Source organism: Microbacterium sufflavum, from assembly GCF_023091155.1.
GTDB classification, from domain to species: Bacteria; Actinomycetota; Actinomycetes; order Actinomycetales; family Microbacteriaceae; genus Microbacterium; species Microbacterium sufflavum.
The window spans coordinates 1,176,412-1,199,646 of sequence record NZ_JAHWXK010000001.1 but is presented as its reverse complement, the minus strand read 5'-3'; the positions used below and the strand labels follow the sequence as shown (position 1 = coordinate 1,199,646).

The following is a 23,235-nucleotide window of genomic DNA, read 5'->3' as shown; positions in this document are numbered from 1 at the left end:
CCCCACCGGGGTCGCGGCACGGCATCCTGGACGGATGCCCCTGTCCGCGAGCGAGCTGCATCGGCGCGGCGTCGACGCGGCGAACACGCGACGGTTCGCGCAGGCCCGCCGTGCCCTCGACGCCGCGGCCGCGCGCACCGACGACCCCGAGTTGCGCGCCCGGATCGACGGCACCCGCGCGTACGTGCTGACGCAGACCGGTGACCCCGCGGCCGCCGAGGAACTGTGCCGGGCGGCCCTCGCGCGCGCGGGACTGCAGCCCGAGACGGTGGCGCTGCTCGGCGGCCAGCTCGGCACCCTGCTCATGCACCGCGGACGACTGCCCGAGGCCGAGGCCGAGCTCTCCCGCGCCATCGACGCGCTCTCCGCCGCGGGGACCGAGAGCACCGAGCTCGCGAACTGCCTGATGAACCGCTCGGTCGTGCGCATGCAGCGCCACGAGCTCGACGCGTGCGTCGCCGACCTCCGCCGCGCCCTCGCCGTGTATCAGGCGCATGACGCCCGCGGCCCGGTCGCCGAGGCCACGCACAACCTGGGCTACGCGGCGCTGCTGGGCGGCGACCTCGTGGGCGCCCTCGCGCTCATGACCCGCTCCCGCCCCGCCCTGGCGGAGGCGAGCGACCTGGCCGCCGCGATCGCCGACCTCGATCGGGCCGAGGTGCTCCGCGACGCGGGCCTGACGACCGAGGCGGAGGTGCTGCTCGGGCGGGTGGCCGTGCAGTTCGGGGCGCAGCGCATGCGGCAGGCGCGCGGCGAGGCGGAGTTCCACCTGGCGCGGTCACTGCTGCGCCATGATCCCGCGGCCGCCGAACGCGCGGCACGTCTGGCCGCCCGACGGTTCACCGCCCTGGCGACACCGGGGTGGACGGCGCGGGCCGAGGCCGTGCGACTGGAGGCACGGCAGCGCGCCCACCCCGACCGGGCGATCCCGGCCGAGGAGTTCGAGCGTGTCGCCCGTGACCTCGACCGCAGCGGATTCCGCACCGAGGCGACGGCGCTGCGCCTGACCGCACGGCGCGAGGGAGCCGGGCGGCTGCCCCGCATCGCCGCGTCCGCCCCCACGCCCCTGCGGCTGCGCGTCCACGAGGTGCGGGCAGCGAGGGCCCTGCACCGAGGCCGCGACCGGGCGGCGCTGCGGGCCGCGGGCGAGGGCCTCGACCTGCTGTCGTCATGGCAGCAGTCGTTCGGCGCGCTCGACCTGCAGGCCTCGGTCGCGATGCACGCGAGCGACCTCGTGTTCACCGGGCTCACGGCGGCGGCGCGCCTCGGCGACCCGGAGACCCTGTTCGAGTGGTCGGAGCGGGCGCGTCACCTCAGCCAGCAGGTCGCGCCGGTGCGGCCCCCGCACGACGCGGACCTGGCGGCGGACCTGGCGGAGCTGCGGATGCTGCGGGCAGAGCTCGCGGGTGCCGACTGGACGACCGACGCGCGGGTGCGGATGCTGCGCGACCGGGTGCGCGAGAGGCAGTGGACGGCGACCGGCTCCGGCGCCGCGCGCGAGCGGCTCGGCCTGGCGGCGGCGTCTGCACTCCTCCCGCGCGACACCGCGGTGTTCTCCTACGTCTTCACCGGCTCCGAGCTGCACGCCGTGGCGGTGACCGAGGGCCGGGCGCGCATCGTGGAGCTGGACTGGCCGCGGGTGCGGGCGGCGCTCGACGGGCTGCGGGCCGACCTCGACATGGCCGCTCTCACCCGCGGCGGTGCGATGGGTGCGGTCACGCAGCGGTCCCTCGTCGCGCGGCTGGAGCTGCTCGACGCGGGGCTGCTCGCACCGCTGCGGCGGGCCGTGCCGCGGGCGTCGCGCGTGGCGATCACGGTGCCCGGCATCCTCGGGGGCGTGCCGTGGGCCATGCTGCCCGGCATGCGCGGGTTGCCGTTCACGCTCGTCACGTCGGTGTCGCGGTGGCTCGGAGCCGACCGGGCACCGCGCGCCGCGTCGCCCGTCGTGGGCTTCGCCGCCGGTCCTCGCGTGCGCCGCGCGGGCGAGGAGGTGCAGCGTGCGGCCTCGGCCTGGACGGACCGTGCCTCGACGCGCGTGTACGAGGGTGCGGAGGCGACGGTGGGTGCGGTGACGACCCTCGCGGGCGACGCGGAGCTGCTGCACATCGCGGCGCACGGACGGCACGCGGTCGACAACCCCCTGTTCTCCGGGTTCGAGCTGAGCGACGGCACGCTGTTCGGCTACGACGTGGACCTGATCCCGCGGGCGCCGCGCACCGTGATCCTGTCGGCGTGTGAGCTGGGGCGCTCGTCGGTGCGCTGGGGGGAGGAGGCGCTGGGCATGACGCGGGTGTGGTTGCACGCGGGCACCGAGTGCGTGATCGCGGCCCCCGTCGCGGTGCCCGACGACGATGCGTGCGAGCTGCTGGCGGCCGTGCACGCCGGGCTGACCGAGGGCGCTGCACCGGCGGACGCCCTGGCCTCCGCGGCCGTCACGACGGGCGTGATCGCGCCGTTCCAGTGCCACGGCGACGGATTCTGACCTTTTTCTCCAATCGGTGTATCAGAACCGCAGGCGGTGACTCCTGTTCTTCGGAAGGTGTCGCAGGCGAAGGGCCTCGAAGGAGGAGGCGCGAGGGAGGCGCCGTCGGATCTGGGGAAACAGCGCACTGGGGAGCGCGCACGACAGGGACACCAACTGCTCTGGGGAGCCGCGGATGCAGCCGCGACACCTCACAGGGCCTCGGCGATCTGGGGACGCCGGGGCCCTTGGGGTGCGCCCGCGCGGGCTCAGGCGAGGAGCACCGTCACAGGTCGAGGAAGTCTCCCAGCCACAGCCGGACGGAGGCGAGACAGTCCGCGGACACCCTCCCCGCGACGCCCGTGATCCGTTCCCGCGTGAGCGTGCGCGGCTGCTCGGTCATGACCCAGGACGGACGGTCCAGTCCGCTCGGCCCGTCGATGCGGATGTGATTGGGCCACCCACGGTCGGTCGTGGTGATCGGCAAGCCGATCACCAGGGTGGTGACGGCGTCCAGATACCCGGCGGAGGCGACGAGGAGGACGGGTCGGTGTCCACCCTGTTCGCGGCCGCGCACCGGTTCCAACGACACCCAGACGATCACTCCGGGGGCGAGATCAGGGTCTGCCATCAGGAGGCGTCTGCCGATTCGACCCGCTCCCACGCCGCCGTCTCGGCCGCATGCGAAGCGGCGTCCTCGGGAGAGGAGAGGGCGACCGCCGTGCGCAGCGACTCGAGGCGTCGGCGGCGATCCTCGGCGTCGGCGAGATGGGCGAGGTGAGCGCCCAGTGTCAGCCCGTCGCGAGCCGCCTGATCCTTCAGCCGATCGCGGAGCTCGTCACTCACCTTGATCGTCGTGGTCATACTTTCAGTATACCGAGCCCCCGCCGCGCGGGCTCAGGCGAGGAGCACGACGTACCCGGCGTTGCGCAGCGCCTCGACCAGCGCGGGCTCGGCCCCGCGGTCGGTGATGACGGTGTGGAACAGCTCGGGTCCGCCCACCGCGGAGAACGCCTCGACGCCGAGCTTGCTGCCGTCGGTCACCACGACCGCGCGCCGGGCACGCTCGGCCATCATGCGGTTCACGGCGGCCTCGCGCTCGTCCTGCGTGGTGGCACCCGCCGCGGCGTCCATGCCGTTCACGCCCAGGAACGCGATGTCGAGCCGCACCCCGCGCAGCAGCTGTTCCACGAACGGCCCCACGAGCTCGTACGTGCGGGAGTGGATGACGCCGCCGGTGACCACGACCTTGATGTCGGGCCGCGTGGCGAGCTGTGCCGCGATGTTGACCGCGTTCGTGACGACCGTGACGCCGCCGTCGGCGGCCAGGTCCTCCCTGGCGGCGAGGGCGGCCGCGATCGCGGTCGTCGTGGTGCCCCCGGAGAGACCCACCACCATGCCGGGCGACACCAGGTCGGCCGCGGCCTGGGCGATGCTCGCCTTCTCGTGCGTGCGCAGGTGGCTCTTGTAGCGGATGGGCAGCTCGTAGGCGACCGTCTGCGCCACCGCACCGCCGTGCGTGCGCGTGAGCAGGCGCTGCTCGGCCAGGGTGTCGAGGTCGCGGCGGGTGGTGGCCGGCGAGGCGCCGAACCGGTCGACGAGCTCGTCCACCGTGACCTCACCGCTGGCGGCGAGCAGGTCGAGGATCGCGTTCAGCCGTGCCGCCCGCTTCACCGCGTGCTCCCGGAGGAGTGCTGCGGCGGGAACCCGTGACCTCCGTGGTGACGGCCGACCGCGAGCGCCTGCGGCCCTGTCGCCGCCACGCTCATCCCGCGGCCGCCGTGTCGGTCTGCAGCGCGAACAGCCGCAGCATCCGCGCCGCCTCCTGCGCCAGCGCGTCGCGGGCGGGTGCGAGGTACTTCCGGGAGTCGACCAGCCGCTCGTCGCGGTCCAGCACATCGCGCACGGCCCGCGTGAAGAAGCCGTTCAGATGGGTCGAGACGTTGATCTTGGTCATGCCCGCCCGCACCGCGTCGGCGATCACGGCGTCGGCCACCCCGGACGAGCCGTGCAGCACGAGGGGCACGTCCGCCCCGGCCGCCCCGGCGCCGCGCAGTGCCGCCCGTAGCCGCGCGATGAGGTCGAGGTCGAGCGACGCCGTGCGGTCGGTCATGGCGTGCGACGAGCCGACCGCCACCGCGAGGGCGTCCACCCCGGTCGCGGCCACGAAGGCCCTGGCCTCGTCGGGGTCGGTGCGCACTCCGGGTGCGTGCGCGCCGTCCTTGCCGCCCACCTCGCCCAGCTCGCCCTCCACGAACACGCCAGCCCGGTGTGCGCGCGCGGCGACCTCGGCCGTCAGCGCGACGTTCTCGTCGTAGGGCAGCGCGCCGCCGTCGAACATGACGGAGCCGAAGCCGAGCGCGACGGCCTCGTCGACCAGCTCCGGTCGTTCGGCGTGGTCGAGGTGCACCGCGACCGGTGTCTCCGCCCGGCGGGCCAGCGCGAGCGAGGCGAGCGCGATGGGCTCCAGGCCGCCGTGATAGTCGGCGCAGTTCTGCGAGATCTGCAGGATCACCGGGAGTCCCGCGAGGGCGGCGGCGCGAACCAGGCCCTCCGCGGTCTCGAGGTGGATCACGTTGAACGCGCCGATGCCGGTTCCGGCGTCCGAGGCGGCGGTGACGAGTTCTCTGGCGGAGACGAGGGTCACGAGGGGTCCTTTCGAAACAGGGCGGGGTCGGGGCGGGTCACGCGCAGGTGCTGCGCGAGCGCGGTCCAGCGGGGCGAGATGTCGCCGGCGAGCGGCATGAGCACGGCCGCCGCCGACCAGGCCGTCGCGCGGCGGAGCACCGTCTCGGGGTCGCGCTCGCCCTCGGCGTACAGCACGGCGCAGGCGGCGACCCCGGCGTCGCCCGCACCGGTCGGGTTCCCCGCGAGGGGCTCGTCGAGTCGCGCGTGCACGAGCTCGTCGTCGGTCACCGCGAGCATGCCGTCGGCGCCCAGCGAGAGCAGCACGAGCTCGGCACCGCGCTCCAGCAGGGTGCGGGCGGCGTGCACCGGGTCGTCGATGCCGGTGGCTTCGGCGAGCTCGGCGGCGTTGGGCTTGAGCACGGTGGCCCCGGCGTCGGCGGCCCGCAGCAGCGCGGGGCCCGAGGTGTCGACGATCACGGGCACGCCGGCGTCACGCGCCACGGCGATCAGCATCGGCAGCAGCGCCTCGGGGGTGCCCGGCGGCACGCTGCCCGAGATCACGAGCACGCCCGCCGCGGCGAGCCGCTCGACCACCTCGGCCAGCACCGCCCCCCATTCCGCGTCGGAGGGGCTGACGCCGCGCTCGTTCACGATGGTGGTGTCGCCCGCGGACTCGTCGACGAGGGCGATGCTGCGCCGGGTCTCCGCCGCGACGGGCACGAGCACGTGCGGGACGCCGCTGGCGCTCAGCTCGTCCGCGAACTCGGCGCCCACGCGGCCGCCCGCGGTCGTGACGGCGAGCACGGGCGCGCCCTGCGCATGCGCGACCCTGGCCACGTTGAGGCCCTTGCCGCCCGCGCGCGCGGCCCCCGCGTCGGCGCGGTGGGTGCCGCCCTCCACGAGCCGGTCGACGCGCCAGGTCAGGTCGAGCGCGGGGTTGGGCGTGACGGTGAGGATCACGTCAGCTCCCTGGCCCGCAGGGCCGCACCGATCAGACCCGCGTTGCCGGAGAGCTCGGCGGGCACGAGCACCGGCAGCCGGTGGAAGCTGAGCCGCGCGGCCAGGCGGCGCCGCAGCTCGTCGAACAGTGCTCCTCCGGCGCGCGAGAGCCCGCCGCCGATCACCACGGCCTCGGGGGCGACCACCGCAGTGAGCTGCGCGAGCGACATCGTGAGCGCGTCGAGCGCGGAGTCCCAGATCACGGCGGCGACCTCGTCACCCGCGGCCGCCCTGGCGATCACGTCTTTCGCGCCGTCGGGCACGACCCCGGTGTCCTCCCGATAGCGCCGGGCGATCGCACCGGCGGAGGCGACGGCCTCCAGGCAGCCGCGCGCGCCGCACGGGCAGGCCGGGCCGTCGGCGATGGGCGAGTGGCCGATCTCGCCGGCGTAGCCGCCCGCGGTGTACGGCCGTCCGCCCACCAGGAGGGCGCCCGCGATGCCCGTGCCGATGACGAGGATCACGGCGTCGTCGTAGGCGCGTGCTCCGCCGAGGCGGTGCTCGGCCCAGCTGGCCGCGCGCACGTCGTGGTCGAACGCGACGGGCAGGCCGAGGCGTTCGCGGGCGAGGTCGCGCAGCGGGGCGTCGCGCCAGCCCATGTTGCTGGCGAACACCCCGATGCCCGCGTCGGCGTCGACGATGCCGGGCACCACGAGGCCGACCGCCTGCGGCACGACCTCGGGGTGTGCGTCGCGAAGCTCGGCGGCGAGCGCGTCCAGCCGGTCGAGGATCGCGTGCGTGCGGTCGCCGGCGACGACGGGCGTCGGGGTGCGCCGCAGCCCGAGCGCCGTGCCGTCGGCGTCGAAGAGGGCCGACTTGATGTCGGTGCCGCCCACGTCGAACGCGAGCGCCGGGGCACCGGGGCCGAGCGAGCGCACCGCGGCGAGGGTCTCGCCGGAGGCGTCCTTCTCGACGTCGGGGATCGCGTCCGCTCCGTCGATCGGCGTCATCGTTCGGCTCCGGTGCGTGCGCGGGTCATGCATCCAGGATGACGGATCGCGTGAGGTTGCGCGGCTGATCGGGGTCGAGTCCCCGCGCGAGGGCACGGTCGAGGGCCGTGCGGTGCAGGCGCACGAGGTCGGCGAGGGGGTCGATGGCGCGGTGCTCGAAGCGGGCGCCCGTGGCACGCACCTCGTCGGCGAGCCCGTCGGGGGCGTCGCCGAACTGCCAGGTGACACGGCCGGGGGCGGCGATCGCGATCGGGCCGTGGCGGTAGTCCATCGACGGGTAGGCCTCGGTCCACGACTGCGACGACTCGCGCAGCTTGAGGGCGGCCTCGTGCGCGAGCCCGATGGTCCAGCCCCGTCCGAGGAACGTGTACTGCTCCGCGTCACGCAGCTCGGCGTCGACCTCGGGCTCGGCGAGCACGGCGGTCGCGTCGGCGATCGCCCCGCTCAGGTCTTCCCCGAGCGAGGCGCGGAAGAGGGCGAGGGCCGTGGTGGCGAAGCGGGTCTGCACGACCGACTGCTCGTCGGCGAACGGCAGCAGCACGGCGTCGTCGACGAGCGAGACCAGCGGGGAGTCGGGGTCGCCGATGACGCCCACGGTGCGCACGCGTCCGCGCACGCGCTCGACCAGGTCGAGGACCTCGCTCGTGGTGCCGGACCGCGTGAGGGCGACGATGGCGTCGTAGCCGCGGTCGACGAAGGCCTCGGAGGCGGCGAACGCGTCGGTCTCCCCATGTCCCGTGGACTCGCGCAGCGCGGCGTAGGACTGCGCCATGAACCAGGAGGTGCCGCATCCGACGACCGCGACCCTGGCCCCGCGGGCGGGCAGCCGCCCCTGCTCGGCGGTGAGATCGGCGGCGCGCTGCCACATCTCCGGCTGCGAGAGGAGTTCTTCGCGCATGTGCGCGCCGGGCAGGTTTTCGGTCATCGGTCGACCCTTTCAGACGAGTAGTTGCGTATTTGTGATTCTTTCGGGTGCGTTTCGATCATAGTATGTCACCACCATCGAGCAAGATCGGGCGAATGCTTGATTTTGTTTGTTTGCCTGACAAATAATCTGTACGTCCACCCAAGCTTCGGCTTGACCCGAGAGGTCGCCCTCACCGCGATCGATCACCACGCACCGTCGCGTGAAGAGTGTTCTGCGACTGTGCACCACCCCCGCTCCGTCGGACGGCGGCTCGCCCGCCCACCGACCACGGCACACACAGTGAGGAATGCAATGCCCATGAAGAAGTCACTGCGGTTCGGGGCGGCTGCCGTCGCGGCCGTCGCCACGCTGTCGCTCGCCTCGTGCGGATTCGGCGGTTCGGGCGGCGACAGCGGCGGGGACGCCGACGGCAAGACCACGCTCGACCTGCTCGTCCCCAGCTACTCCGACGCGACGAAGGGGCTGTGGGAAGACGTGATCGACGGGTTCGAGAAGGAGAACCCCGACATCGACGTGAAGCTCGAAGTGCAGTCGTGGGACAACCTCGAGAAGGTCATCTCCACCAAGATCCAGGCGGGCGAGGCTCCCGACATCTACAACGGCGGGCCGTTCGCCGGGTTCGTCGGCGACGAGCTGCTCTACCCGGTCAAGGACGTCGTGTCGGACGAGGTCTACTCCGACTTCCAGGACTCCTTCATCAAGAACGCCGAGATCGACGGCACGGCCTACGCCCTGCCGCTCATCGCCTCCGCGCGCGCCCTCTTCGTCAACAACACCCTGCTGCAGCAGGCGGGCGTCGAGGCGCCCACCAACTGGGACGAGCTGCTCGACGCGGCCACCAAGGTCTCCGCGCTCGGCGGCGGGGTCGCCGGATACGGCATGCCCCTCGGCTCGGAAGAGGCACAGGCCGAGGCGGCCGTGTGGCTGTGGGGCGGCGGCGGCTCGTTCGGTGACGCGTCCGAGATCACGATCGACACCCCCGAGAACCTCGTCGGTGCCGAGCAGATCAAGAAGATGATCGACGCCGGTGCGACCCAGGCCGACCCGGGCTCCACGCAGCGCTCCCCGCTGATGGACATCTTCATCCAGGGCAAGATCGGCATGCAGGTCGGCCTGCCGCCCACGGTCGGGCAGATCGCCGACAGCAACCCCGAGCTGGACTACTCCATCGTCCCGATCCCGACCAAGGACGGCTCGCCGTTCACGCTCGGCGTCATGGACCAGCTGATGGCGTTCCAGAACGACGACGACAAGAAGGACGCGATCACCAAGTTCTTCGACTACTACTACGCTCCCGACGTGTACGTGCCGTGGGTGCAGGCCGAGGGCTTCCTGCCCGTCACCAAGTCCGGCGCCGAGAAGCTGTCCGGCGAGGAGGCGCTCAAGCCGTTCCTCGACGTGCTGCCCGACGCGCAGTTCTACCCGTCGACGAACCCGAAGTGGTCGGCCGCCGACGGTGCGTTCAAGTCGCTGTTCGGTCAGCTCCAGTCGAAGCCGGCACAGGACGTGCTGACCGAGATCCAGGCGCAGGTCGACGCGGGCTGACCCGCAGAACGGAGAGGTTCGGGTATCCCATGAGCCAGACCACAGAATCCTCGAACCTCGCGGGGGCGGCGACCGGCCGCCCCCGCACCCCCGACGCCGGGGCCGCCGGTCGCGGCCGCCCCGGCGGACGGGACCTCCTCCAGGCGCTGCCCTGGATCGCACCGGCACTGGTGCTCATCATCGGCGTGGTGCTGTTCCCCGCCGGCGTCATGTTCTTCAACTCGACGCGCGACATCTCCCTCTCCGGGCTCGACAAGGGCTCGGTCGGCGTCGACAACTTCGTCACCGTGTTCACGTTCGCGGAGTTCTGGCCCATCTTCTTCCGCACGATCGTGTGGGTCGTGTCGGTGGTCGCGCTCACCGTGGTGATCTCGCTCGGGCTCGCGCAGATCCTCAACAAGGCGTTCCCCGGGCGCCAGCTCGTGCGCATGGCCGTCATCGTGCCGTGGGCGGCCTCGGTCGTGATGACGACCATGGTGTTCTACTACAGCCTCGAGCCGTACTTCGGCATCTTCAACAAGTTCCTCTACGACATCGGGCTCTCCGACGACGCGGTCGGCTACGGGTGGACGAAGAACCCCGCGACCGCGTTCACCTGGTCGATCGTGATCGCCGTGTTCGTGTCGCTGCCGTTCACCACGTACACGATCCTCGCCGGGTTGCAGGCCGTGCCCGCCGACGCGATCGAGGCCGCGAAGATGGACGGCGCCGGTCCCGCCCGCACCTACTGGTCGATCGTGCTGCCGCAGCTGCGCAGCGCCCTCGCCGTGGCGATCCTCATCAACATCATCAACGTGTTCAACTCGCTGCCGATCCTCAAGGTGATGACCGGGTCGATCCCCGGCTACGGCGCCGACACGATCATGACCCTGATCTTCAAGTACATCGAGCTGCAGAAGAAGGTCGACGTCGCCAGCGCCCTGTCCGTCGTCGCCTTCCTCATCGTGATCGTGATCGTCGCGGCGTACGTGAAGATCGTCAAGCCCATGAAGGAGGTCTGATCATGACCGTGACCGAGACCGCCCTCGTGACCACCGCCGACTCCCGTGGTCGCCGCACCCCGCCGATCCCCGGCCGTCGGCGCCGCTACACCGCCGACCAGGTGTCGCTGCCGCGCGTGATCCTGCGCACGGCCGCGGGATTCCTCGTGCTGGCGATCTTCGTGCTGCCGTACCTCGTGATGTTCTTCGGCTCGGTGAAGACCAAGGCGCAGATCCGCTCGGTCGACCCGACCTACCTCCCGACCGAGTGGCACTGGGAGAACTACCTCACGATGTGGTCGACGCCCGAGACGCCGCTGCCGTACAACCTGGTGTCGACGATCGTCATCTCGGTGTTCGCGACGCTGCTCGTGCTGCTGGTGTCGCTCCCGGCCGCGTACTACACGGCCCGGTTCACGTTCCCCGGCCGCATGGTGTTCCTGTTCCTCGTGATCGTCACGCAGATGCTGCAGCCGGCCGTGCTCACGTCGGGTCTGTTCCGGCAGTTCACCACGCTCGGCCTCGGCGACACGTGGGCCGCGATGATCTTCATCAACGCCGCGTTCAACCTGTCGTTCGCGGTGTGGATCATGCACTCCTTCTTCGCGGGCATCCCCAAGGAGGTCGATGAGGCGGCACAGATCGACGGCGCAGGACGCCTGACGGTGCTCTTCCGCATCAACCTGCCGCTCGTGTGGCCGGGCATCGTCACCGCGATCGTGTTCACCTTCGTGGCCTGCTGGAACGAGTTCGCCGCGTCGCTCGTGATCCTGTCGACCGACAAGAACCAGCCGCTGTCGGTGGCGCTGACGAAGTTCGTGGGTCAGTACGAGACCAGCTGGCAGTACGTGTTCGGCGTCTCGATCGTCGCGATCCTGCCGGTGATCATCCTGTTCATGCTGATCGAGAAGCGCCTGGTCGGCGGCCTCACCGCGGGCAGCGTGAAGTAGCCCGCGCGGGCGGTTTCAGGGGCGAGGGGCGGCGGCGGCGCGCAGCTGCTGCGGACTCCAGCGCACCCCGAGCGCGGCGGTGAGCGCGGCCTGCGCGGCACCGGCGGAGAGCGGGACCCGGGGGTCGGCGTAGCGGATGGGCGGCTGCTGGGTGCCCCGCGCCGGATAGCCGGACTCCTCCCGCACGCGCTCCAGGAACCGGGGTCCCAGCTCGGTCGCCGGTCCGCCGATCACGACCTCGATCGGGTCAAGCAGCGCGCTGATCAGCTTGACCGCACGGGCGAGCGCACGGGCACCCTCGTCGATCTGCCCCTGGTCGGCGCGGGCGACGAGGGCGCGCACGGCCGGGAGGTCGAGCTCGTCGGTGAAGTCCTCGCCCAGCATGGGCCCGAGCGCGGCGGCGGACTCCAGGCACCCGCGCTGGCCGCACCGGCACGGGCGCGCGGCGTCTCCGAACACGACCTGCACGTGCCCGATCTCGCCCGCACGGTCGCGCGGCCCCGGGGCGAGCTCGCCGTCGAGGGTGACCGCCGCACCGACTCCGCCGCCGAGGTGCACGAACAGCCGGTAGCCCGACGGCGTCTCGTCCATCCCGGCCTCGGCGATGGCTTCCGCGTCGACGTCGTTGAGCAGCAGCACGGGCGCGCCCGCGATGGCCTCGAACCGCTCGGCCAGCGGCACGTCCTGCCACTCCAGCTGCACGCTCTCCAGCACGGTCCGCCCGTCGGTGGTGCCGGGCAGCTGCACGCCGACGGCGAGGAGCCGGGCGCCGAAGCGGGCCGCCGCCTCGGCCACCGTGTCGTCGAGCACGCGGTCGCGCGTCGCGGGGGTGTAGGCGACCGTGCGTGCGTCGAGCGCGGTCCCGTCGAGCGCGACGAGGGCGACGTGCGCGCTGGTGGGCTGCACGACGAGCACGAGGATCAGGTGGTGGGCGCCGTCGACGCTCAGGGTGGTGGCGCGTTTGCCGCCGGTGCTGACGGCCTGCTCGCCCTCGACCACCAGCCGGCTGTCGATCAGCTCGGCGACGAGCGAGGAGGAGGTGGCGGCGGTGAGCCCGGTCGCCCGGGCGATGCCGGCGCGGGTCTGGGTGCCAGACGCCTGGAACACGAGCTGCAGGGCTCGGCGCAGGTTCGCACGGCGGACGGCGGCCTGGGTGTCCAGCGCGTCGTCGGTGGTGAACATGCTCACGGTCCCCCGGGGGTGGGTGCGGTGATTGACAGCACGCACGGCGCTCCGTACGCTCGACCCAGTTAGTTTATTCATTAAACTTAGTCGTCCGGGCGGAGCGGGGAGGAACGACGTGCACTACCCCCAGATCCTAGAGCGCCCCGGCGACCGGGCACGAGTCTCGGCACCCACCCACGCGCGCGCCATCCGTGAACGCAACCGCGCCCTCGTGCTGCGCACCCTCATGGAGCACGCGGCGGCGAGCCGCGCCGACCTGTCCCGCCTCACCGGGCTCGCCCGGCCCACGATCTCCGAGGTCGTGCGCGACCTGCTCGACGACGGCGTGATCCGCGAGAGCGGCATGAGCCAGGACGCCCGTCCGGGGAAGCCGGCCGTCATGCTCGAGTTCGACCAGCGCGCCGTGCAGGTGATCGCCCTCGACCTCAGCACTCCCGGACGGATCACCGGCGCCCTCGCGACCCCCGACGGCCGCATCGACCACCGTGCCGACGTCGCGCTGGACGACGCGGATCCAGCCACCGCGATCGCCGCCCTCGCCGTCGACCTGGCCGGGCGTGCGAGCAGCGCCCCGCTCGGCATCGGCATCGGCGCCCCGTCCGGATCGCCCGCTCTCCTCGGCCTCGGGCCGCGTCTGGCCGACGACCTCGCCCTGCCCGTGCACGTGTTCGACGACGCCGACCTGGTCGCCGACGCGGAGCTGCGGTTCGGCGCGGTCGGCACCGACTTCCTGCTCGTGCGCCTCGGCGGTCGCATCGGCACCGCGATCCGGGTGGTGGGCGACGACGGCGCGCCCGTCGAGCGGTCGATCGGCGCCCGCGAGCTCGCCCACGTCGTCGCCGGCGGAGACCCCGGCGACCGCTGCCTGTGCGGACGCGACGGCTGCGTGCACGCGTGGGCGTCGACGCCCGCGCTGCGCCGCCGTCTCGACGAGCCCGGCGCAGACCGAGACGCGGTGCTCGCCGAGGCGGGGGCGCGACTGGGCACCTCGCTCTCCGTGATCGCCGCGGCCGTCGACCTTCCGTCGATCCTGCTGAGCGGACCGTCCGACATCGCCACACCCGCGTTCGTCGAGGCCACGGCGACCGCGGTCCGCGCGGCGTCGCACCCCTCGCTCGGGCCCGCGGTCGCCTCCAGCACGCTCGACGACGCGGTGCTGCGCGGGGCCGCCGCCCGCGTGGTCGCTGCAGCGTTCAGCCCCCGCTGACCCCGTCCCGCCGACACCCTGGCCCTCGCGGACCCTCCCGTCGCGAAGGGTGCAAGACTCGAGCGGTGCGCGTCTGCGCGCGGAAGCAAGAGACCCCACGGAGGCACCCATGAAGGCACTGGTGATCGGCGCGACCGGCAGCATCGGCGGCGTGGTGGCCGCGACCCTGGAGACCCGCGGCCACCAGGTGATCCGCGCTTCCCGCAGCGGCGATGAGCGCGTGGACGTGACCGACCCGTCGTCGATCCGGGAGCTGTTCGCGCGCATCGGACGCCTCGACGCGGTCGTGGTGGCCGTCGGCTCGGTGCCCTTCCGGCCGCTCAGCGACCTGAGCCGCGACGACTACCTCGCGGCGTTCACGGGCAAGACGCTCGCCCAGCTCGACGTGGTGCGCGAGGCCCTTCCCGTCGTCGCCGACGGCGGCTCGATCACGCTGACCAGCGGGGTGCTCGCCCGGGAGCCCCTCGCCACCGGGGCCGCCGCCGCGATGGCCAACGGCGCCCTGGAGTCGTTCGTGCTCACCGCCGCCGCCGAGGCACCGCGCGGCATCCGCATCAACGCGGTCTCCCCCGACGTGCTCGCCAACTCCCCCGGCTACTTCGACAGCTTCCCCGGCCACCGCCCCGTCACCGACGAGGAGGTGGGTCGCGCCTACGTGCGCGCCGTCGAGGGCGTGATCACCGGACGTGTGCTCCCGGTCTGACTCCCGTCAAGGGGGCCGCGCCGCCCGCGTCCGTGGCGCAGGATGAGAACATGACCGACCCCCGCCTCTCGACCCGACCCTGGCTCGCCGCGTACGCGGAGGGCGTCCCCGCCGAGATCGACGAGCCGACCCAGACGCTGCCGCAGATGATGGCGGCGAGCGTCCGACGGTACGGCCGCCGTCCCGCGCTGGAGTTCTTCGGCGCGGTGACGACCTACCGCGAGCTCGGCGCGCAGATCGACCACGCGGCGGAGGGACTGCGGCGCCTCGGGGTGAGCGCCGGCGACCGGGTCGCCCTCGTGCTGCCCAACTGCCCGCAGCACGTGGTCGCGTTCTACGCCGTGCTCCGCCTGGGCGCCATCGTCGTCGAGCACAACCCGCTCTACACCGCCAGGGAACTGCGCCACCAGTTCGAGGACCACGGCGCCCGCGTCGCGATCGTGTGGGACAAGGTCGCCGACACCATCGACGGCTTCCCCGACGACGTGCGCGTCGACCACGTCGTGAGCGTCGACATCACGGCTGCGATGCCGTGGTCGAAGCGCTTCCTCCTCCGGCTGCCCCTTCCGAAGGCCAGGGAGTCGCGGGCCAAGCTCACCGGCTCTCCGCGCTCACGCCACGTGCGGCCGTGGAAGGGGCTCCTGGGTCACGGCCGCATCTCCCGCCGCGTGCCGGCGCCCGCGCTCGGCGACACCGCGCTGCTGCAGTACACGAGCGGGACGACGGGCACGCCGAAGGGGGCGATCCTCAGCCACGCCAACCTCCGCGCGAACGCGATGCAGGGTCGCGCCTGGGTGCCGGGACTGCGCGACGGCGAGGAGACGTTCTACGCCGTGCTGCCGCTGTTCCACGCCTACGGCATGACGCTGTGCCTCACGTTCGCGCTCAGCATCGGCGCGACCGTGGTCCTGTTCCCCACGTTCGATCTGGGCCTGGTGACGACGGCCGCCCGCACGCGCCCGCCCACGTTCCTCCCGGCCGTGCCGCCCATCTACGACCAGCTCGCCCGGGCGGCCGGACGCGGCACCATCGACCTGTCCCGCGTGCGCTTCGCGATCTCCGGGGCGATGAGCCTGCCCGTCGCGACCGTGCGGCGCTGGGAGGACGCGACCGGAGGACTGCTCGTGGAGGGGTACGGCATGACCGAGGCGTCTCCCGTCGCGCTCGGCAACCCCATGGGACCCACGCGACGACCGGGCACCGTCGGCGTGCCGTTCCCCAGCACCGAGATCCGGCTCGTCGACCCCGACGACCCGGAGAAGGACGTCCCCGGCGGCGAGCGCGGGGAGCTCTTGATCCGCGGTCCCCAGGTGTTCCAGGGGTACTGGCAGCGCCCCGGCGAGACGGCCGAGGCGCTGCTCCCCGGCGGTTGGCTGCGCTCGGGCGACATCGCCGAGGTCTCGCCCGACGGGTTCGTGACGATCGTGGACCGCCGCAAGGAGCTCATCATCACGGGCGGCTTCAACGTGTCGCCCAGCGAGGTGGAGGATGCGCTCGACGCCCACCCCGATGTCGTGGCGGCCGCGGTCGTGGGCCTGCCGCGGTCGAGCGGCGGTGAGGAGGTCGCGGCGGCCGTGGTGTTCCGTGAGGGTGCGGTGCCGGACGTCGAGGCGCTGCGCGACTTCTGCCGCACCCGGCTGACCGCCTACAAGGTGCCGCGCCGGATCGTCGCGGTGGATGAGCTCCCGCGGTCCCTCATCGGCAAGGTGCTGCGGCGCGAGGTGCGCGACCGGATGCTGCGGGACCGCTGAGGTCAGCGGCTCTCGGCGGCCTCGGTGTGGTGGCGGATGACCTCGGCGACCACGAAGTTGAACCACTTCTCCGCGAACTCGGGGTCGAGGTGCGCCTCTTCGGCGAGCGCGCGCAGCCGGGCGACCTGCTGCTCCTCGCGCTTCGGGTCGGACGGGGGCATCGCGTGCTCGGCCTTGAGGTGCCCCACCTGCTGCGTGGCGCGGAACCGCTCGGCCAGCATGAAGATCAGCGCCGCATCGATGTTGTCGATGGTGGCGCGCAGACGGAGCAGCTCGGCCTTCGGATCCTCTACGGCGGTCATCCCCCCACTCTAGGGGCGAGGGGCACCCCTGACCGGCGGGGGTCCAGCGCTATCGTGTGCACATGAGCAACGACGAGTCGCCGGCCCCCGCCTCCCACGACGACGCGCTCCCGCAGCCCTCGGACGCGGCCCCGGCACCCGTTGATGCCGCGCTCCCCGGACCGCCCGACGCCGGGGCTCCCGCGACCACCGCGACCCCGCCGCGTCCGGTGGTGATCGAGCCGACCACACCCAGCCGCTCGTTCTGGACACGCATCGACCGGCCGTTCGTGTTCGGCTTCCTGGTCACCCTGGGCGGTCTCGGCGCGTTCGTGATCGGCCTCGCCCTGTGGAACCTGTCCACCGTGCTCATCTACATCGCGCTCGCCCTGTTCGGCGCGCTCGGCCTCGATCCGGCGGTGCGCTTCCTGGAACGGCGCGGCCTCTCCCGCGCCATCGCCGTCGTCATCACGATCGTCGCCCTCATCGTGGTCTTCGGTCTGGTGCTGTGGATGATCATCCCGATCGTCGTCGACCAGATCGCCGAGTTCGTCCGGTCCGTCCCCGGCATGGTCCAGGACTTCACCAGGACCGACCTCTACAAGACCCTCAACGACCAGTTCGGCGACCAGTTCCAAGACCTCGTCAGCGAGGTGCAGAGCTTCCTGTCCGACATCGGCAACCTCGCCACCATCGGCGGCGGAGCCCTCGCGGTGGGCGCCTCGATCGCCTCCGGCATCTCCGGCGCGATCGTGGTGCTGGTGCTGACGCTCTACTTCCTCGCGACGCTCCCGGCCATGAAGCAGGGTCTGCTGCGCCTGGCGCCCGCGCGCGACCGGGACCGCGCGAGCGACATCAGCGAGCAGATCACCGACTCCGTGGGCGGCTACGTGATGGGCATGGTCGTGCTGGCGTTCTGCAACGCGACCCTCGCCCTCATCCTGTACGCGGTGCTCGGCCTGCCGTTCCCGCCGCTCATGGCCGCGATCGCGTTCTGCGTGACGCTCATCCCCCTCGTCGGCTCTGTGCTCTTCTGGATCATCGGCACGGGACTCGCGCTGTTCACCAACCCGATCGCGGCGCTGATCTTCGCCGCGATCTACCTCGTCTACATGCAGATCGAGGCGTATGTGCTCACCCCGCGGGTCATGAACCGCGCCGTGGCCGTGCCCGGCTCGCTCGTGGTCATCGGGGCGCTGGCCGGCGGCACACTGCTCGGTCTGCTCGGCGCCCTGGTCGCTGTGCCCGTGACCGCGTCGATCCTCATCATCATCAAGCAGGTGCTGGTCCCCCGCCAGGACGCCCGCACCTAGCCTCGACACGCACACGGAAGCGCCCGGCCCCGCGAGGGACCGGGCGCTTCCGTCGAGCTCAGCTCAGGCGAGGTCGTTGTCGGCCAGCCACTGCTTCGCGATCTCCTCCGCCGACTTCTTGTCGACCGTGCTCTGCACGTTGAGGGCCACGAGCTCCTCGGCCGTCAGCTTTTCGCTGATGCCGTTGATCACGTCGGCGATCTCGTCGGCCACATCGCTCGACGCGATCGGCACGACGTTGGACGCCAGGATGATGTTCTCCGGGTCTTCCAGCGACACGATGTCCTCGGTCTGGAACGCCGGGTCGGCCGAGTAGATGTCGGCCACCTGGATCTCACCGGCCAGCAGCGACTCGAGCGTGGTCGGGCCCGTGGCCGAGAACGCCAGGTCCACGCCGTAGACCTCCTTGGCCTTCGCGGGGCCGTAGGGGCGCTGCTCGAACTCCGGCGCCGCGCCGATCGTGACCGGGGTGGTGACCTTCGACAGGTCGGCGATCGTGGTGAGGCCGTTCTCCTCCGCGAAGCTCTTCAGCACCGTGTAGGTGTCCTGATCGGTCGCCTCGGCGTAGTCGAGGGCGGTGAGGCCGTCGGGCAGGGTCTCCTGCAGTGCGGCGTAGACGTCTTCCGGGCTGGTGGCGGTGGCGTCCTTGTCGAGGTACTCGAGCAGGTTGCCCGTGTACTCCGGGAACAGGTCGATCGCGCCGGACTCCACGTCGGGCATGTAGGCGTCGCGCTGACCGATGCTGAACTTGCGCTCGACGGTGAAGTCGGCCGCCTCCAGCGCCTGGGCGTAGATCTCGGCGATGATCTCGTTCGAGTAGTACGCCTGCGAGCCGATGACGATGGTGTCGCTGCCACCCGAACCGGAGTCCTCCGTGGGGGTGTCGAGCGGGTTGCTGCTGGTGCAGCCGGCGAGGACGAGCGCTGCGGCGATCGCGGCGCCGCCGGCGAGGGCGAAGCGGGACGTGCGTGCGGTGAACATGGGACTTCCTCTTCTCTGGGACCTGCGGATGCTGTGGTTCGGACGGATGCTGTGGCCTCGGTGGCGCTGTGGTTCAGGCGGTCGCCGGAGCGGGCGCGGCGACGGGCGCCTTGGCCCGGCGACGCTGCGGACGGGTGCGCACGCCGCGCGGGACGGCGGCGTGCTGCGCGAGGGCGAGCAGGAGGTCGACGATGAGGGCGAGCACCGCGACGAGGATCGCGCCGCCGAGCACCTGATCGAAGCGGCGCAGGGGGATGCCCTGGATGATCGGCCAGCCGAGACCGCCCAGGTTCACGTAGGCGGCGATCGTGACCGTGGCGATGACCTGCAGGAGCGCCGAGCGCAGGCCGCCGACGAGCAGCGAGAGCCCGAGCGGCACCTCGACCTTCCAGAACACCTGCCACTCGGTCATGCCCATGGCCCGCGCCGCGTCGAGCACCCGGCGGTCGATGGCCTCGAGTCCGGTGTACGCGCCCGCCAGCAGCGACGGGATCGCGAGCAGCACGAACGTGATGATCGCCGCGAGCGGGGTGCGCAGCACGCCCAGCAGCAGCACCAGGAGCACCATGAGGCCGAACGACGGGATGGCGCGCGCCGCTCCGGAGACCGCGACGGCGATCTCCCGACCGCGACCCGTGTGCCCGATCAGCCACCCGAGCGGCACGGCGATGACCGCGGCGATCACCACCGAGACGACCGTGTAGAAGATGTGCTGCCCGAACAGCACCGGCAGCGAGTACGCGCCCTGCCAGCGGTCGGGCGAGAACAGCCACGCGAAGGCCTCCGCGAACAGGTTCATGCGGCCGATCCGATCGCCGCCGTGCGGCCGACCGCCGCCTTCGTCGCCGTCTTGGTGACCGCTCTCGTCCAGGGCATGAGCGCCCTGCCGACCAGGAGGAGCAGCAGGTCGACGATCAGGGCGATCACGACGACCGCGACCACGCCCGCGAAGACCTCCTCGATGATGCGGCGCTGCAGACCGTCGGTGAACAGGTACCCGAGGTTGCGCACGCCGATCAGGATGCCGACCGTAGCGAGCGAGATCGTGCTGACGGCCGTGACCCGCAGCCCCGCCAGGATCACCGGGCCGGCGAGCGGGAACTCGACAGCCCAGAAACGACGGAACGGTGCGAAACCGGTCGCGGTGGCGGCCTGCCGCACGTCGTCGTCCACCGAGTCGAGGCCGTCGGCGACCGCGCGCACCAGGATGGCGACCGCGTAGATCGTGAGGGCGATCACCAGGTTCGGCTCGCTGATCGCGGAGTAGCCCAGCACCGCGGGCAGGAGGATCAGCAGCGCGAGCGAGGGGATCGTGTACAGCAGGCCCGTGAGCGCGATGATCGGGCCGCGCACCAGGCGGTAGCGCCAGGCCACCCACCCGAGCGGCAGCGACAGCACGAAACCGAGCACGATCGGCACGACGCTCTGCCGCAGATGCGCGACGGTGAGGTCGAGGATCAGGCCGAGGTTGTCGACCGCCCAGTTCACGGGGCCGCCTTCGCCGCGGCCGCCTCGTCGACCACGTCGTCGGGGGCGTCGACGATCGCGCCCTGGGTGCGGCCCTCGGAGTCGACCACGACCGTGCCGCGCGGCGTCTGCTTGAGGTGCAGCGCCCGGCGGCCACGGTCGGCACCGATGAACGCGGAGACGAACTCGTCGGCCGGATTCTCGATGATCTCGCTCGGGCTGCCCACCTGCACGACCCTGGCGCCCTTGTCGAGGATGACCACCTGGTCGCCCAGCAGGAACGCCTCGTCGATGTCGTGCGTGACGAACACGACCGTCTTGTCGAGCTCGTGCTGAAGCCGCAGCGTCTCCTGCTGGAGGTCGGCGCGCACGATGGGATCGACCGCGCCGAAGGGCTCGTCCATCAGGAGGATGTTCGGGTCGGCGGCGAGACCGCGGGCCACGCCGACGCGCTGCTGCTGCCCGCCCGAGAGCTGGCTCGGGTAGCGGTCGGCCAGAGCGTGGTCGAGGCCGACCGTGGTCATCAGCTCGCGCGCCCGCTGGTTCGCCTCCTTGCGCTTCACGCCGTTCAGGCGCAGCACGGTGGAGACGTTGTCGATCACGCTGAAGTGCGGCATGAGGCCGGAGTTCTGCATGACGTAGCCGATGCGGCGGCGCAGGGCCACCGGGTCGCCGGCGAGCACGCTCTCCCCGTCGATCTCGACCTCGCCCGACGTGGGCTCGACCATGCGGTTGATCATGCGCAGCAGCGTGGTCTTGCCGCAGCCGGACGAACCGACGAACACGGTGGTCTTGCGCGACGGCAGCACCAGGCTGAAGTCGTTCACCGCGAGCGTCCCGTCGGGGAAGCGCTTGGTGACGTGGCGGAACTCGATCATGAGGGGTTCTCTCCGACGGTCGTGCGGGCGAGGGCGCGGCTCAGGCCGACACCTCGACGCCCGGGGCGAAGGCGACGTAGCCCGAGAAGTCTTTTCCGACGCGGTCGAACGCCGACGGGTACGGGTGCGGGTACGACCAGGCGAGATCCTTGTGCAGCTCTCCGTCGGCCTCGATGGAGTAGTACTGGCACTCGCCCTTCCACGGACACGTGTACGGCGTGGGGCTCTCGACGAGCACGTCGGGCGAGACGGATGCGGGCGGGAAGTACCAATTGCCCTCGATGCGGATGAGGTCGTCCTGTGCGGCCTCGGCGATCACGGTTCCTGCGAGTACAGCCTTCATGGTCCTGCCTCCTCGGATGTGGGTTCGAGCGTATAAGACGCGTCCGACATCGGGTGATGCCTTGCGCGCGGGGTCGTCAATATGAGAAACAATCCGGATCGTGTTCGGTGCGGTCGCGGGATCGGATTGCCCGGCTCACGCCGAGTCGCGCCCGTAGCCCTCCAAGAGTCGCAGCCAGATCTCGCTGATGGTCGGGTACGAGGGCACCGCGTGCCACAGGCGCGCGATGGGCACCTCGCCCACGATCGCGACGGTCGCGGCCTGCACGAGCTCCGCCACCTCCGGGCCGACAAAGGTCGCCCCGATCACGACGTCGCGGTCGGTGTCGATCACGAGTCGCGCCTGCCCGGCGAACCCGTCCTCGTACAGGCTCGCGCCGGCGACCCACCCGAGGTCGTAGTCCACGACCTGCACGGCCGTGCCCGCCTCGCGCGCCGCGGCCTCGGTGAGTCCGACGGAGCCGACCTCCGGGATGGAGAAGGTGACCTGGGGGACCGCGGCGTGATCGGCCGTCGCGGCGTGCCGGCCCCACGGGGCGTCGTCGACCTCGCCGCCGTTCGCCCTGGCTGCGATCACGTCGCCCGCCGCCCGCGCCTGGTACTTGCCCTGGTGGGTCAGCAGCACCCGCCCGTTCACGTCGCCGACCGCGTACAGCCAGTCCACCCCGGGCACCCGCAGCGTGTCGTCGGTCTCGATCCAGCGTCCGGGTTCGAGCCCCACGATCTCCAGGCCGATATCGGCGCTGCGCGGCGAACGGCCGGTCGCGACGAGCACCTCGGCGGCCGTGACCTCCTCGCCGCTGTCGAGCGTGATGGTCACACCGTCGTCGCCGCGGCGCACCGCCGTGGTGCCGGTGTTCGTGCGCACGTCGACACCGAGCTCTTCGAGGCCGGCCGTCACGCGCTGCCCCGCGAACGGCTCCATGCCGCCCAGCAGCCCGCTGCGCGCGAGCAGGGTCACGCGCGAGCCGAGGGCGGCGTACGCCGTGGCCATCTCGACCGCGACGACACCGCCGCCGATCACCGCGAGGCTCTCCGGCAGCTCTTCGGCGCTGGTGGCCTCGCGACTCGTCCACGGGGACGCCTCGCGGAGCCCGTCGATCGGCGGGATCACGGCGTCGGAGCCCGTGCTGATCGCGACCGCGTGCCGGGCCCGCAGCACCCGGGTGGCGCCGTCGGCGTCGGTCACGGTGACCTCGCGCTCGCCCGTGAGACGCCCGTGGCCGCGCGCCAGGTCGATGCCGGCCGACCGCAGCCACGACACCTGCCCGTCGTCCGACCAGTTGCTCGTGAAGCCGTCGCGGCGCTCGAACACTGCCCGCACGTCGAGCGTGCCGGTCACCGCCTGCGACGCCCCGGCCACGTGCTGCGCCGCCCGCAGCGCCTGCGCCGAGCGCAGCAGCGCCTTCGACGGCATGCACGCCCAGTAGGAGCACTCGCCGCCCACCAGTTCGCTCTCCACGATGATGGCGGTGAGCCCGCCCTGCACGGCCCGGTCGGCGACGTTCTCGCCCACCGGCCCCGCACCCACCACGATCAGGTCGTACTCGTCGGTCTTGTCGGCAGTCATGCGTCGCACCTCTCCGTCGCCCGTGTCAGGCAAGTCTTGCTCATGACGAACGTCGAGTCACGGGCGCGTTGTTCCCGCCGCGCCGAAACTGCCCGGAGCACTCCGGTCGCGTCGGC

At 72.2% G+C, this 23,235-nt stretch carries 23 protein-coding genes; 8 read left to right on the top strand and 15 right to left on the bottom strand.

Annotated elements, in window-relative coordinates; genetic code table 11:
* Positions 1-34 precede the first annotated feature (34 nt).
* Positions 35-2,482, top strand: coding sequence for a CHAT domain-containing protein (locus KZC56_RS05955; protein ID WP_247638088.1), 2,448 nt, complete (start codon positions 35-37; stop codon positions 2,480-2,482).
* 265 nt (positions 2,483-2,747) lie between these two features.
* On the opposite strand, the gene KZC56_RS05950 is transcribed toward KZC56_RS05955, so the two are convergent.
* From KZC56_RS05950 to KZC56_RS05920, 7 genes are all read right to left on the bottom strand, one after another.
* On the bottom strand, positions 2,748-3,092 hold the full coding sequence (locus KZC56_RS05950; protein WP_136032251.1) for a type II toxin-antitoxin system PemK/MazF family toxin: 345 nt from the start codon (positions 3,090-3,092) through the stop codon (positions 2,748-2,750).
* Complete coding sequence (locus KZC56_RS05945; RefSeq protein WP_136032253.1) at positions 3,092-3,325, bottom strand: ribbon-helix-helix protein; 234 nt, start codon at positions 3,323-3,325, stop codon at positions 3,092-3,094. Before KZC56_RS05945 ends, KZC56_RS05950 begins: the two co-directional genes overlap by 1 nt.
* Positions 3,326-3,358: 33 nt before the next feature.
* Positions 3,359-4,135, bottom strand: a complete 777-nt coding sequence (locus KZC56_RS05940; RefSeq protein ID WP_247638087.1) for a DeoR/GlpR family DNA-binding transcription regulator — start codon at positions 4,133-4,135, stop codon at positions 3,359-3,361.
* A gap of 91 nt (positions 4,136-4,226) precedes the next feature.
* Entirely contained in the window at positions 4,227-5,108 is an 882-nt protein-coding gene (locus KZC56_RS05935; protein ID WP_136036351.1) for a class II fructose-bisphosphate aldolase, read from the bottom strand.
* On the bottom strand, positions 5,105-6,049 hold the full coding sequence (locus KZC56_RS05930) for a 1-phosphofructokinase family hexose kinase (protein WP_247638086.1): 945 nt from the start codon (positions 6,047-6,049) through the stop codon (positions 5,105-5,107). Before KZC56_RS05930 ends, KZC56_RS05935 begins: the two co-directional genes overlap by 4 nt.
* Complete coding sequence (locus tag KZC56_RS05925; RefSeq protein WP_247638085.1) at positions 6,046-7,038, bottom strand: ROK family protein; 993 nt, start codon at positions 7,036-7,038, stop codon at positions 6,046-6,048. The genes KZC56_RS05930 and KZC56_RS05925 overlap by 4 nt, the downstream gene beginning before the upstream one ends.
* A gap of 25 nt (positions 7,039-7,063) precedes the next feature.
* Positions 7,064-7,963, bottom strand: coding sequence for an SIS domain-containing protein (locus KZC56_RS05920; RefSeq protein ID WP_136036140.1), 900 nt, complete (start codon positions 7,961-7,963; stop codon positions 7,064-7,066).
* A 300-nt stretch (positions 7,964-8,263) separates the two neighbouring features.
* Between KZC56_RS05920 and KZC56_RS05915 the strand changes: the two genes are divergently transcribed.
* Genes KZC56_RS05915 through KZC56_RS05905 form a run of 3 tightly spaced genes read left to right on the top strand, consistent with a single transcriptional unit; the run spans position 8,264 to position 11,441 of the window.
* The gene (locus tag KZC56_RS05915) at positions 8,264-9,511 is read left to right on the top strand and encodes an extracellular solute-binding protein (protein ID WP_136033332.1); all 1,248 of its coding nucleotides are present in this window, start codon (positions 8,264-8,266) and stop codon (positions 9,509-9,511) included.
* A gap of 29 nt (positions 9,512-9,540) precedes the next feature.
* Complete coding sequence (locus KZC56_RS05910) at positions 9,541-10,512, top strand: carbohydrate ABC transporter permease (RefSeq protein WP_136033330.1); 972 nt, start codon at positions 9,541-9,543, stop codon at positions 10,510-10,512.
* 2 nt (positions 10,513-10,514) lie between these two features.
* Positions 10,515-11,441 carry a carbohydrate ABC transporter permease gene (locus KZC56_RS05905; protein ID WP_205814344.1) on the top strand — a complete coding sequence of 309 codons (927 nt, stop codon included), beginning with the start codon at positions 10,515-10,517 and terminating at the stop codon, positions 11,439-11,441.
* A gap of 15 nt (positions 11,442-11,456) precedes the next feature.
* Here the strand turns inward: KZC56_RS05905 and KZC56_RS05900 are convergent, their stop codons facing one another.
* Positions 11,457-12,623 carry an ROK family protein gene (locus KZC56_RS05900; RefSeq protein WP_247638084.1) on the bottom strand — a complete coding sequence of 389 codons (1,167 nt, stop codon included), beginning with the start codon at positions 12,621-12,623 and terminating at the stop codon, positions 11,457-11,459.
* Between the two features lie 118 nt (positions 12,624-12,741).
* Between KZC56_RS05900 and KZC56_RS05895 the strand changes: the two genes are divergently transcribed.
* The 3 genes from KZC56_RS05895 (at position 12,742) to KZC56_RS05885 (ending at position 16,287) form a co-directional block, all read left to right on the top strand.
* A complete protein-coding gene (locus KZC56_RS05895; protein WP_247638083.1) occupies positions 12,742-13,833 on the top strand; it encodes an ROK family transcriptional regulator in 1,092 nt (363 codons plus the stop codon).
* A gap of 109 nt (positions 13,834-13,942) precedes the next feature.
* Positions 13,943-14,536 carry a short chain dehydrogenase gene (locus tag KZC56_RS05890; RefSeq protein ID WP_247638082.1) on the top strand — a complete coding sequence of 198 codons (594 nt, stop codon included), beginning with the start codon at positions 13,943-13,945 and terminating at the stop codon, positions 14,534-14,536.
* A gap of 50 nt (positions 14,537-14,586) precedes the next feature.
* Positions 14,587-16,287, top strand: coding sequence for a long-chain-fatty-acid--CoA ligase (locus KZC56_RS05885; protein WP_247638081.1), 1,701 nt, complete (start codon positions 14,587-14,589; stop codon positions 16,285-16,287).
* A gap of 2 nt (positions 16,288-16,289) precedes the next feature.
* Here the strand turns inward: KZC56_RS05885 and KZC56_RS05880 are convergent, their stop codons facing one another.
* Complete coding sequence (locus tag KZC56_RS05880) at positions 16,290-16,589, bottom strand: chorismate mutase (protein WP_136033320.1); 300 nt, start codon at positions 16,587-16,589, stop codon at positions 16,290-16,292.
* Between the two features lie 62 nt (positions 16,590-16,651).
* Between KZC56_RS05880 and KZC56_RS05875 the strand changes: the two genes are divergently transcribed.
* On the top strand, positions 16,652-17,881 hold the full coding sequence (locus tag KZC56_RS05875) for an AI-2E family transporter (RefSeq protein ID WP_247638080.1): 1,230 nt from the start codon (positions 16,652-16,654) through the stop codon (positions 17,879-17,881).
* Positions 17,882-17,944: 63 nt separating this feature from the next.
* On the opposite strand, the gene KZC56_RS05870 is transcribed toward KZC56_RS05875, so the two are convergent.
* The 6 genes from KZC56_RS05870 to KZC56_RS05845 form a co-directional block, all read right to left on the bottom strand.
* On the bottom strand, positions 17,945-18,862 hold the full coding sequence (locus tag KZC56_RS05870) for an ABC transporter substrate-binding protein (RefSeq protein ID WP_136033312.1): 918 nt from the start codon (positions 18,860-18,862) through the stop codon (positions 17,945-17,947).
* Between the two features lie 73 nt (positions 18,863-18,935).
* Positions 18,936-19,661 carry an ABC transporter permease gene (locus KZC56_RS05865; RefSeq protein ID WP_136033310.1) on the bottom strand — a complete coding sequence of 242 codons (726 nt, stop codon included), beginning with the start codon at positions 19,659-19,661 and terminating at the stop codon, positions 18,936-18,938.
* Positions 19,658-20,350, bottom strand: a complete 693-nt coding sequence (locus tag KZC56_RS05860; RefSeq protein ID WP_136033308.1) for an ABC transporter permease — start codon at positions 20,348-20,350, stop codon at positions 19,658-19,660. The genes KZC56_RS05865 and KZC56_RS05860 overlap by 4 nt, the downstream gene beginning before the upstream one ends.
* The gene (locus tag KZC56_RS05855) at positions 20,347-21,207 is read right to left on the bottom strand and encodes an ABC transporter ATP-binding protein (RefSeq protein ID WP_136037446.1); all 861 of its coding nucleotides are present in this window, start codon (positions 21,205-21,207) and stop codon (positions 20,347-20,349) included. Before KZC56_RS05855 ends, KZC56_RS05860 begins: the two co-directional genes overlap by 4 nt.
* A gap of 40 nt (positions 21,208-21,247) precedes the next feature.
* Positions 21,248-21,550, bottom strand: a complete 303-nt coding sequence (locus KZC56_RS05850; RefSeq protein WP_136033303.1) for a DUF427 domain-containing protein — start codon at positions 21,548-21,550, stop codon at positions 21,248-21,250.
* 135 nt (positions 21,551-21,685) lie between these two features.
* Positions 21,686-23,119, bottom strand: coding sequence for a dihydrolipoyl dehydrogenase family protein (locus KZC56_RS05845; RefSeq protein ID WP_247638079.1), 1,434 nt, complete (start codon positions 23,117-23,119; stop codon positions 21,686-21,688).
* Positions 23,120-23,235: the final 116 nt, after the last annotated feature.